Annotated in this window: 5 protein-coding genes and 1 pseudogene; 5 read left to right on the top strand and 1 reads right to left on the bottom strand. The window is 40.9% G+C overall.

The window, feature by feature from the left end; genetic code table 11:
• Nucleotides 1-493: 493 nt before the first annotated feature.
• The 5 genes and pseudogenes from FNZ24_RS17425 to FNZ24_RS17405 all read left to right on the top strand — a co-directional run.
• A pseudogene (locus FNZ24_RS17425) lies at nt 494-1,120 on the top strand (permease); the annotation flags it as partial.
• Between the two features lie 338 nt (nt 1,121-1,458).
• A complete protein-coding gene (locus FNZ24_RS17420; RefSeq protein WP_153916111.1) occupies nt 1,459-3,279 on the top strand; it encodes a multiheme c-type cytochrome in 1,821 nt (606 codons plus the stop codon).
• A 564-nt stretch (nt 3,280-3,843) separates the two neighbouring features.
• Complete coding sequence (locus FNZ24_RS17415) at nt 3,844-5,751, top strand: multiheme c-type cytochrome (protein WP_153916110.1); 1,908 nt, start codon at nt 3,844-3,846, stop codon at nt 5,749-5,751.
• Nucleotides 5,752-6,237: 486 nt separating this feature from the next.
• Nucleotides 6,238-8,229, top strand: coding sequence for a multiheme c-type cytochrome (locus FNZ24_RS17410; protein ID WP_153916109.1), 1,992 nt, complete (start codon nt 6,238-6,240; stop codon nt 8,227-8,229).
• A 432-nt stretch (nt 8,230-8,661) separates the two neighbouring features.
• Nucleotides 8,662-10,656 carry a multiheme c-type cytochrome gene (locus FNZ24_RS17405; protein WP_153916108.1) on the top strand — a complete coding sequence of 665 codons (1,995 nt, stop codon included), beginning with the start codon at nt 8,662-8,664 and terminating at the stop codon, nt 10,654-10,656.
• A 417-nt stretch (nt 10,657-11,073) separates the two neighbouring features.
• Here FNZ24_RS17405 and FNZ24_RS17400 read toward each other — a convergent pair whose 3' ends face one another.
• Nucleotides 11,074-11,868, bottom strand: coding sequence for a S1/P1 nuclease (locus FNZ24_RS17400; protein WP_153916107.1), 795 nt, complete (start codon nt 11,866-11,868; stop codon nt 11,074-11,076).
• Nucleotides 11,869-11,874 lie beyond the last annotated feature (6 nt).

Genomic DNA, 11,874 nt, shown 5'->3' with positions numbered 1-11,874 from the left:
TATGTTGAGTAAGCTMAACATAAGTACGCTTATTGCAGATAATCTGAACTATTACTCCATTTTCAGGTATATACCCATGTTACCTCAAGATGCTTTGTCAGGCGCAATCTCGGATAACAATGCAAGGCGTAAGCTGAGGTAATTGTTGTTCACTTTTCAAAGCTTACAACGTAGCAATGGTTTTCGAAGCAATGGTTTTCGAGCTTGCGCCCCATAGGGCAAGGCAAATAGCACCAATCTGCGTTGTTATAAAATATGCKCTGGCAAAGTGGATAAAGCAGAAGCTGAACCGGTTAAATCAAGCTGTTGTTCTGGCAAAGTGGATAAAGCACAAGCTGAACTTGTTAAAGCTAGCTGTTGCTCTAGCAAAGTGGATAAAGCTGAAGCTGAGCCTGTTAAAGCCAGTTGTTGCTCTAGTAAAGTGGATAAAGCCGATGCTAAGACTGAGAAAACCAGTTGTTGTTCTAGCAAGCCGGATCTCGCTACTGAATCTTCTGAAAGCTGCTGTGAATCCACCAAAGATATGGCGACGGAGCTTAAAAGTGAGTCAGTGTTATCACGAATAAAATCAGGCTTAATGTACGCAGCGACCGATTTAGTTAGAGACACAACCTTATGGCTGTTAGTGGGTTTATTCTTTGCAGCTCTAGTGCAAACATTTGTACCAGGTGACTTCTTGGCTAAATGGGGCGACGGCATTTTAGCTATGTTTGTCATGGTGCTGATTTCTGTACCAATGTACATCTGTGCAACCGCTTCAACGCCTATTGCAGCTGGCTTATTATTAGCGGGAGTTTCGCCTGGCGCTGTGCTGGTATTTATGATGGCTGGTCCAGCAACTAATATCGCGACTTTAGGCGTTGTCACTAAAGAGTTAGGTAAACGTGCCTTGTTTGGCTACTTAGGTGGCGTGTTGGGTGTGGCGTTAAGCTTTGGTGTACTAGTGAATTACCTAGTAGAAAACTTTGGATTTGTGGTGATGCCTCAAATCGGTGAGGAGCATGAATTACTCCCTCACTTTGTCACTACAGGTTCAGGTATTATCTTAGCGATACTGATGGCAAAAGTGATTTACGATAAGTTACCTAAAAAGAGTATGCGAAGAGATTGCTGTTCTTAATGCTTGTATAGGTTGAACTTTAATTACTGAAAATATGCCCACCAATAAAGGCCTGCAAGGGCCTTTTTTGTGCTTGAAAGCTGTTGATTTACATGTCTTAGTGGTTGATACATTTTGTCACTTAGTTTGTGGGTTTATAACCCTCAAGTTAGCATTCAGGTTATATTTGTTAATATCAGCTTTACCTAAACAAGACACAGCTCAAGTTTTCAATTTAAACAATATCAGATTTGTTAAATTTCAGATCTTACGTGATCGGCATCACTCATTTCGATAAATGGAATACCTAATATGCGCGCAAGTACCTATTAGTTGGTATTAAAAATAACGGAGTGATGATGAAACATTTAACGAAATGCAAATTAGCATTTGTTATCGCAGCGGCAGTGGGGATTGCTGGTTGTGGTAGTGACGGTAAAGATGGCAATCCAGGGGAACCAGGTCCAGGACCAACCCCTCCAACGACTGAAACTTCAGAAATTACAAATGTAGATGTGATCCATCATGCAGTTGAAGATGGTCAAGTAACGGTTGAGTTTGGCATTACCAATGAAGACGATATTCGTATCGTTGGTTTAGAAGATGCTGAGCTATATCTTGCCGCTTTAACAGAGCAAGGTATCAAGCGTAGTAATAGCAGCGATGAAAATCCTGTTGGCGGCGCAGCAAAAGCAAGTGACGAAGGTGCTTCGTTAACTGAGCTTGAAAATGGCAACTATGAGTTTATTGCACCAATGGCTGCAGTAACTGCTGGCACTGAAGGCATTATTCGTTTCCAAGTTGGCGGTGGTGAAATCGCAACATCTGATTACATCGTTATTGATAAGCCAGTTGCAGCAATGACAACTTCAACAGAAGCTTGTTATACCTGTCACGTTGATTACTCAACCTCAAGTTTCAGACATCCATCGCGTGTAGCAGTTGATTTAGAAGGCGAAACTGATTTTGTTGCTGGTTGTATGACTTGTCACGGTCACGTTACTCGTGATGATGGCGGTTCTAACACTCATTTTCAAAACATCGGCCATATCAATCACCAAGGTTTTGAAACTGGTTTTGAAGTATCTAACTGTACAACTTGTCACGTAGACCCGATTACTACTGTTTATGACCTGCAGACTTGTATTGATTGTCATGATGCAGCAGATGTTGCAAACACTGAAGTTGAAGCGACATTTAATAGCTTTAACCAAACTGGTGATGACTGGCGTCAATTCCACACTGTAATGACTGAACGTAAAGAACTGAAGGAAGAGCATGTTGTTTCAGCATCAGCTCCTTACTTTGTTCAAGGCGAAGAGTCAGGAGAGTGGTGTAGCGATGTATCTCTTCACGATGCTGAAGAAAATCAACTTAATTTAGGTGAGCTAGTGGATGCAGGTACTGTTTCTGTATCTAGCTACTTACATGGTTACTACGAAGCTTCAATCACTGGTCGCGCTGCGTCTATGAGCGTTTCTACATCAGGTGAGAGCATTGCTTTATGTGGCACTTTAGATGAAAACTTCGCGGGTTCTGAGTTATTTGCTTCTGCACGTATTACGTTTGATGGCTTAGTGAGCATGACTGCTCATTCAGATATCGTCAGTGCTGAAGGCGCGTTCGTAAATGAATTTGATCGTCGTCATAGCGTTACTGCTGACAGCTGTACTTCATGTCATAACTCTGAAGGCGATTACCATAAAGGTGGCACTTTTGATGAAGGTGGCATTGGTTGTATAGCTTGTCATAACAATGGCCAAGATCGTAATGCTAAAAGCTCAGCACCAGGCTTTGGACCTATGGTTCATAGCATGCACTGGGGTGAAGGTAGCGATGCTGTAACTGGCGAGCCAAATTCAGCAACTAAGCTAAATGCTGAAAACTGTGTTGCTTGTCATGCTGATGGTATCGATTTATACGAAGTGCCAAATGCTTACATTAAGTCTAAAGCATTCAATGGCGGTGAAGATGGTGTGATGACTTCTCCTGTTATGGCAAACTGCTTTGCTTGTCATAATGATGAGAAAGCACAAAGCCACATGGAACAAAATGGTGGTGAGCTAAACGTACCGGTTACTGCTGATTGGCATACTCAACCTACATCAGAATCTTGTGCAACTTGTCATGCTGAAGGTAAGTCTTTCGGTATCGAAAAATTCCACGTTTTTGAGCGTTAAATAGTCATCAACATAAACTGGTAGAGTTAGCTTAAATCATTACTAACTCAAAGGTTTGATGTTTTAATTAAAAAGCCACTAGTAATAGTGGCTTTTTTATATTCTGAATTTGGGATGATTAACACAAGATTATATATTGCATTCAATTATAATTAAAAATCATCTGATACATACAGTTACACTAGTAATTGATTATTTTTGACGCTTCAACCTTAAAATAACCTTAACTCATTATTAACCCTGTCTATACTTAGTATGTTTAACCGTAAGGCGAACCTTAAATTTTAATGTAAAGGCTTGAAAATGAAGGTTTTAAAAATGTTAATCATTTTTAAGATTTTAAAAGCTCTATAAAAACAATAACTTAAGCTTTTGTTAAATTTGTTTTTTATTATATAAGAATGTGTTGATTAAGATCTGGTTCAAAGTTCTATCATAAAGGCGATAAAATATACGTCTTGTCATGGCGCATGTGATTCTAGTCACTATTTAACAATACAGAAAAGTCTAATATTAAAAACGGGTTATACCTACAAAGTAGTATCAAATACATTTGGAGTGATGATGAAAAACTTAACGAAATGCAAATTAGCTTTCGTTGTTGCAGCAGCAATGGGGATTGCAGGCTGTGGTAGCGATGGTAAAGACGGCGAAGATGGCGCACCAGGTGAACCAGGTCCAGGACCGACTCCACCAGTAGTAGAAGCTTCTGAAGTGACTAATGTAGAATTTATTTCACATTTGGTTGAAGAAGGTCAAGTGACACTTGAGTTTGTGATTACAGATGAAGATGACGCATTAATCAATGGCCTTGAAAATGCTGCAGTATATTTAGCTGCAAAAACTGACCATGGCATTCAACGTTCTCGTGATGGCTCAGTTGGTGGCAGTGCATCTGCAAGCGATGAAGGTGCAACGTTAACTATGCTTGACGATGGTCACTACGAATTTGTCGCGCCAATGGCAGCTGTGCAAGCTGATACTGAAGGGCTAATTCGTTTACAAGTAGGTGGCGGAGATAACATCGCTTCTTCACCTTACATTATTGTAAACAAACCAGAGATGACTCACACAACAACAACTGAAACCTGTTATTCATGTCACGTTGATTACGCGACTTCAGATATCAGACATAGCGGTTATGTTGCTTTAAATACTGATGGCGAAGTAGATTTCGTTGGCGGTTGTATGGTTTGTCATAACAACGTAGCACGTGATGTCGATTCTGAAGGAAACTCTTTAGATACTGGCGGATATGCTAAAGCGACTATGCAGAAACTAGGTCACATCAATCACCAGAAGTTTGAAAAAGACTTTACACCAACTAACTGTTATACCTGTCACGCTGAGCCAGTGATCAACACTAGCATCGCGGGTAACGGTTGTAGTGATTGTCATAGTTCAGATTCTGCAGCAGCGGCAATTGTTCAAGCAAACAGTGATTTTGATGCACGTGCATTCCATGCACAGTCAGCACTCATTGGCCTTGAAGAGCGTCAAACAATTCGTGCAGAGCATTCAACAACATTATCAGCTATTTACCAAAATGCTGCTGGTGATTACTGTACAGATCTGAGCCTATACAAAGGTGAAGAAATGTTGAATATCGAAGCGCTATACACAGACGGTACATTAAGCTACGCAAGTAGTTATATTCATGGCTATCACAATGAATCTCTTGTCGGTCGTGAGTCTCGTACATACGAAGAGAGCTACAATGCAGATGGTTCTAAAACCATGTGTCACACAACGCTAGATCTTAACACTCCACAAATCATGGCAAGTTCTCGCTTGACCTTTAAAGGTGGAAACTGGATCGATGACGATAGCAAATACGGTGTTTCATTCACTAGCTACTCGCCAGTAACTGAGCTTGCTGATTTATCACAAGAAACAGAATACGATCGTCGTCATGCTGTGACTACTGATAGCTGTACTACTTGTCACAACAACGAAACTAACTACCACAAAAACGGTAGCTATGTTGAAGGTGGCTTAGATTGTGTTGCTTGTCATAACAATGGTCAAGACCGTAGTGCTAAGAACTCTGCACCAGGCTTCGGACCTATGGTTCACAGCATGCACTGGGGTATCGGTAATGAGCTTTCTGGTGCTAAACAAGATGAAGATGGTAACAACGTACCAAATTCAGCAGACAGCTTAAACGCTGATAACTGTGTATCTTGTCACGCTGAAGGTATCTCACTAGCAGAAATCCCTAACCAGTACATGCTTTCTAAAGCATTTAATGGCGGAACTTCTGGTGTGATGACTAGCCCAGTAACAGCTAACTGTTATGCTTGTCACGACAGTGCGTCAGCGCTAAGCCACATGGAACAAAATGGCGGTGAGCTAAATGTTCCTGCTGCAGCTGGTACTTGGTACACTGAAGGTACTGCTGAATCTTGTGCAACATGTCATGACACCGGTAAGTCATTCGGTATCGACAAGTTCCATAACTTCGAGCGTTAATTTAGCCTGCTAAATGAATGGGTAAGGTTATTGACCCTGCAAGGTTTTCTTAACCCGTTTATGCAATAGCAACATTAACTTAAAAAGCCACTCTTCATGAGTGGCTTTTTTATTGCTTATTTTAATTCCCCAATTAATTTCAAATGCAGAACAGTTATTTATTGAGATGAGGTTTTTCAGAATATGAAATAAGCTTTGAACTATAGAAATCTAACATGATGAAAAATAGCAATTTATGTGAATTACATTAGTTTGCGCCTGTAGCTTTTTTGAGTGAGGCTGGTTTGTGTTTTGTTGTAAATGTTAACTGCTAGGCATCATTGTATTTATTTAGATCTAAATCAAACTTCTGCCAGAAAGACCCCTTTTTAAGCTTAATTTAAGATTGGCTGTGACCATTATCACTATTTCAGGAAATAGAAACGTCTAGTATAAAAATGAGGCGTACCTAAAAAGTAGTAAAACAAGAAAATCGGAGTGATGATGATGAAGCATTTAACAAAAAGAAGATTAGCTTTCTTTGTCGCAGCCGCAATGGGGATTGCAGGTTGTGCTGATGATGGTAAAGACGGAGCAGATGGTGAAGATGGCGCACCTGGAGAACCAGGCACGAGTCCTACACCGCCAGTAGTAGAAGTTTCTGAATCTACTGATATCAATTATATCAGCCATATGATTGAAGAAGGCCAAGTGGTAGTTGAATTCAATGCTACCGATGAAGATGGACTGATTATTAATGGTCTTGAAGAGGTTGGCGTATCTATGTACCTCGCCGCAGTAACTGACAAAGGCATGCAACGCGCTCGTGATGGCAGTGTTGGTGGCTCGGCAGACCTTGAGACCGAAGGAGCAACGTTAACGCTGCTTGATAACGGCAATTATGAGTTTGTTGCGCCAATGGCAGCGGTTCAAGCAGATACTGATGCTATTGTTCGTTTGACTATTGGTGATTTAAGACGTGATCCAGGTCCAATTGCAGCAGCAGGTCTACTTCTACAAAAACCTGAAACAACAGTTCATACTTCGACGACTGAAACATGTTATTCATGTCACGTTGATTTTGCGACTTCAGATATTCGCCATAACTACTATGTGTTAGAAGATGTAGATGGCAATGTTGATTTTGTCGGCAGCTGTTTAGTTTGTCATAACAACGTAGCACGTGATGTCGATGAAAATGGTGAGTCTTTAGATACAGGTGGTTATGCTAAGCTAACTATGCAAGCTATGGGTCATATCAATCACCAAAAATTTGAAAAAGATTTCACCCCAACTAACTGTTACACCTGTCACGCAGAACCTGTGATTAATACAAGCATTGCAGGTAATGGTTGTAGTGACTGTCATGGTAATGGTGAGTCAGGCATTATCGTACCGGCTGACGGATTCGATGCGCGTGCTTTCCATGCTGAATCATCTTCTATTGGTTTAGTTGAGCGTGAAGAAATTCGTGCTAATCATTACACCACAACAAGTGCACCATACTTTAATCCAACTATGGATGAGTGGATTGACCACAAAGACGTCGCATGGACTCAAGGTTACTGTGTTGATATCGCATTATTTGATAACTCAGGTGAAACACCTGTGCAATTAAATATTGGTGAAATGTATGAAGCCCATGAAGTGACTTATGGTGGTGCTTACATCAACAACTACCACAATGATTCTATTGTGGCTCGTGTGATTTCTCATGGCGCAGAAGGTTACATTGAAAATGAAGATGGTTCTCGCTCTGTTTGTTACGGCGAGCTAACAGATGGCTTTGAAGATGCTAACTTGTCAGCAAGTTCACGTATCACTATCGCAGATACTAACTGGGAAGACAGTGATGGTGAATTCGGCGTATCTTTCACTGGTTACAGTGAAGTCGTTGACCCAATTAACTTTGAAAAAGTACAAGATTGGGGGCGTCGTCACGCAGTAACTGAAGATAGCTGTACGACTTGTCACAACAACGATACTAACTACCATAAAAATGGTGGATACCGTGATGGTGGCTTAGATTGTGTTGCGTGTCATAACAACGGCCAAGATCGTAAAGGTGCTTTATCAGCTCCAGGCTTCGGACCTATGGTTCATAGCATGCACTGGGGTATCGGTAATGCGCTTTCAGGTGCTAAGACTGATGAAGAGACTGGTGAGAATGTAGTTAACTCTGCAGCAAGCTTGAATGCTGATAACTGTGTGTCTTGTCATGCTGATGGTGTAAGCCTAGCTGATGTACCTAATCAATATATGCTTTCAAAAGCGTTTAACAATGGTGATGCAGGCGTAATGACTAGCCCAATCACTGCAAACTGTTTTGCATGTCATGATTCAGATTCAGCATTGAACCATATGGAACAAAATGGTGGTGAATTTAACGTTCCAACTACCGATAAATGGTTCACTGAAGGAACTGCAGAGTCTTGTGCAACGTGTCATGATACTGGTAAGTCTTTCGGTATCGACATGTACCACAACTTTGAACGTTAAGCTAAGTCTGTAAGAGTAAGTTTAAAACGTAAAAGTAAATAGGTTTCTGCAGCTCTCCCCTGCAACCGGGCTGCAGAATCCTTTAGAAAAGCCACTATTGAATAAATAGTGGCTTTTTCTTTATTTGTCGTTAGAGAGTTGCTCAGATTTTTATTTATAAACTATTGAGGTCATTGGCTAAATAGTCTGCCATTTATTCAATTTGATACACTTGCTTAAAAAGTAGGCTAGCTATTTAGTTATTGAATTTTTGATACTTTAAATCTAGATAAGCCCATTCTGAACTCATTCAAATATCTAATATAAAGGCTGTTTTCAACGCTTTTACCACCAAATTTTCGTGAACTTAGTCACTCCAGCCAAAGACTGAAATCCCTACTATGCAGTCTAGGTTTTACCTACAAAGTAGTATTTAAACTATTCGGAGTGATGATGAAACATTTTACGAAACGCAGATTAGCCTTTGTTGTTGCAGCTGCAATGGGGATTGCAGGTTGTGCTGATGATGGCAAAGACGGAGCAGACGGTGAAGATGGTGCACCTGGCCCAGGACCTAATCCACCAGTGACTGAAGTTGCTGAAGTGACACATGTGAATGTGATAGCTCATGCCATTGAAGAGGGCCAAGTTCGCTACGAATTTGAAGTCACTAACGAGGATGGTGTGTTAGTTGATGGCTTGATGAAAGCAGAAGCCAAATTTGCTGAATTAACAGATAAAGGTATCGTGTTAAATCGCGATGGTAAAATCGGAGGTTACACTGATACCACCAAAGAAGACGGCGCAGAATTAACAGCGTTAGGTAATGGACATTATGAGCTAATTGCGCCGATGCCAGCTGTTACTGCTGCATCTGAAGGGATTGTTTGGTTACGTGTTGGTGGCGGTGAGTCTGAAATTGCTCGTTCAGCTGCGATTGTGGTTGATAAGCCTGAAATGATTCATACAACGACCACTGAAACTTGTTATAGCTGTCATGTTGATTACGCGACTTCGAGTATGAAACATCCTTCATACACTGCTATTAATCTTGATGGTGATGCTGATTTTGTTGCAGGTTGTTTAGTGTGCCATAACAATGTGTCTCGCGCTGAAGAAGACGGTGGTTATGCTACTAATACACTGCAAAAGATTGGCCACGTTAATCACCAGAAATTCGAACAAGATTTCGCGCCAACTAACTGTTATACCTGTCATGCTGAGCCTGTAATCAACACCAGTATTGCAGGTAACGGTTGTACCGATTGTCATACTGTCGATTCTGCCACCTCAATTATTGTGCCTAACTCAGATTTTGATGCGCGCGCTTTCCATGCACAGGCTACAAATATTGGCTTAGCAGAAAGACAAGCTGCAAGAGCCGAGCACTCTACAGTGCTTTCAGACATCTATGTGAATGACTTAGGTGAATACTGTACAGATCTTAGCCTTTATCAAGGCGAAACTATGCTAGATATTGAACCTTTGTATGCTGATGGAACAGTAAGCTATGCAGGTGGTTATATGCATGGATATAACAATAAGTCTATTGTTGGCCGTGAAACAAACTCGTATGCAACGAGCTTCAAAGGTGATGGTTCTAAAACCATGTGTTATGACGCATCAAGTTTTGCTATTAATGCCGCACAAATTATGGCGAGCTCACGATTAACATTCGCTCATGGTGATGACCCATCATATGACGGTGTTACTTTCACAAGTTACTCACCAGTATTCAGAATTGCTGATTCAGTAGTGACTGATTATGATCGTCGCCATGCTGTCACAGCTGATAGTTGTAGTACGTGTCACAATGATGAGACTAACTATCACAAAAATGGTGGTTACAGCCAAGGTGGTTACGATTGTGTCGCCTGTCATAACAATGGCCAAAACAGAATGAGCTCTCGACACATTAGTCTTGAAGGTTCTGAATTTGCTAGTCAGCAAGCAAGAATAGATGCTGGCTACACTGTCAATGCATCATATGGCGGTGAAGGTTGGATGGCGAAGAGTGGTCCAGCGTTTGGTCCAATGATCCATGCAATGCATTGGGGCGCTTCGCAAACAATTGTAGGTTCCGATGAAGATGGCTATCTGTATAATTCATCAGCTGAACTCAATGCTGAAAACTGTGTATCTTGTCATGCTGAAGGTATTGATTTATATGCAATACCTAACCAATACATGCGTGCTAAAACTTTAGGCGTCAATGAAGAAGGCGGCCCAGATACTAACATAATGGCGAGCCCAATTACGGCTAACTGTTATGCCTGTCATGATTCAGCTTCTGCATTGCACCATATGGAACAAAATGGTGGTGAAATTGACGCTAAGGTAGATGAAGTGCCAGTTTGGTATGAAGCAGTGCCACAAGAATCTTGTGCAACTTGTCATGCAGAAGGTAAGTCGTTCGGTATCGATAAGTTCCACGTATTTGAGCGTTAATATCACTTAATACATTATCAAGTAGCGATTCATCGCTCCACAAGGATGTAGATATAACCCAAATGATTAAGTGAGAAAGCAAAGGGAGCCACATGGCTCCCTTTTTCGTTTTATGAGCAACTGAGTTCACTTAATTACTGTTTATTTGAATTTTTGTAACCCAAGAAGAACAATATACTGAATGACAATTTGATGACGTTTTTAAGTCATTATTACTGCAGTTTAAAGAAGAAGTTGCGATAGATATCTTGCTGCTCTGTGAAAAACTGGATAAAGATGAAGTTGATGCTGTAGGGATGGCTAGATAAATAATAAACCCACATATCTATTGATAATGTGGGTTTATATTTAGCTGATGTTATTGATAATCAATCGACTTAGTAAGATAAAATCGATGTATTTACAATGTGATAGAATCTATTTAGCAAAGATGATATTCAGTTTGTCCGCTAAGCGAATACCAGCTTGTTGCAAACGTAATTCAACTGTTGGCGTGTGGTCAAAAATATATTGCCAACGTAAATCTGGTTGACCGTCGCGATTTTTCTCTAGGTTATACGTGGCTTCACGTAGCTCTTTTGACTCATTTGCCCAGTCATAATAGCTCTTACCTACCCAGCTTTTAATGTCTTTATCCGAGATACGCTCAATGAATTTGGTATATTCGGTGTAGCTCAGCTGTTTATGATCAACAATCTTGCTATCCCATACTGTATGCAAGTTAGTGTCATCACCAAACCATTTCAGTTTTACTTTATTACCGCCGTGGTCGTGGCTATGGCCAACATGCAATGGTTGGTGAATGTCACCGACGAAATGGACATAAAAAGCTAACGCATCGCGCTTTTCTTTATCGCTGACCTTTGGATCTTTTAACACCTTTTCAAATCGCTTCAGGCTTTCAATGATATCGCCATTAGGGTTTCTTTCTACTGTTTCCCAAGTTTCATCATCAGCGATAGACACATAGTGCCAAGGGGATGCGTGATGCCAATTTTTATCAGAGCGAATTTCATCTGGCCAAGTCGACATCTGCGCTAATGATTCACCTTGAGTGATTTGCTGGATTTTTTCTTGCGCAGTAGATGAAAGGTTATTTTGTGCTAACTCACCAATAATGCGGTGGCCATTCTGCCCCCAAGCATGAACAGGCTGGCTAATAAGGCTTGTGAGTGCAACAGATGCACCCAATAAAATTACTGCTGGTTTCATTATTAT

This window comes from Shewanella sp. TC10 (genome assembly GCF_009663145.1).
In the GTDB taxonomy this organism is placed as follows: Bacteria; Pseudomonadota; Gammaproteobacteria; order Enterobacterales; family Shewanellaceae; genus Shewanella.
Note: the sequence above shows the minus strand (reverse complement) of the source record. Positions and strands in the feature narration are given on the sequence as shown.

What these genes read in the sequence shown, in the direction of transcription:
- FNZ24_RS17405 (WP_153916108.1), top strand. Translation starts at nt 8,662, where the DNA reads ATGAAACATTTTACGAAACGCAGATTAGCCTTTGTTGTTGCAGCTGCA.
- FNZ24_RS17400 (WP_153916107.1), bottom strand. Translation starts at nt 11,868, where the DNA reads ATGAAACCAGCAGTAATTTTATTGGGTGCATCTGTTGCACTCACAAGC.
- FNZ24_RS17415 (WP_153916110.1), top strand. Translation starts at nt 3,844, where the DNA reads ATGAAAAACTTAACGAAATGCAAATTAGCTTTCGTTGTTGCAGCAGCA.
- FNZ24_RS17420 (WP_153916111.1), top strand. Translation starts at nt 1,459, where the DNA reads ATGAAACATTTAACGAAATGCAAATTAGCATTTGTTATCGCAGCGGCA.
- FNZ24_RS17410 (WP_153916109.1), top strand. Translation starts at nt 6,238, where the DNA reads ATGAAGCATTTAACAAAAAGAAGATTAGCTTTCTTTGTCGCAGCCGCA.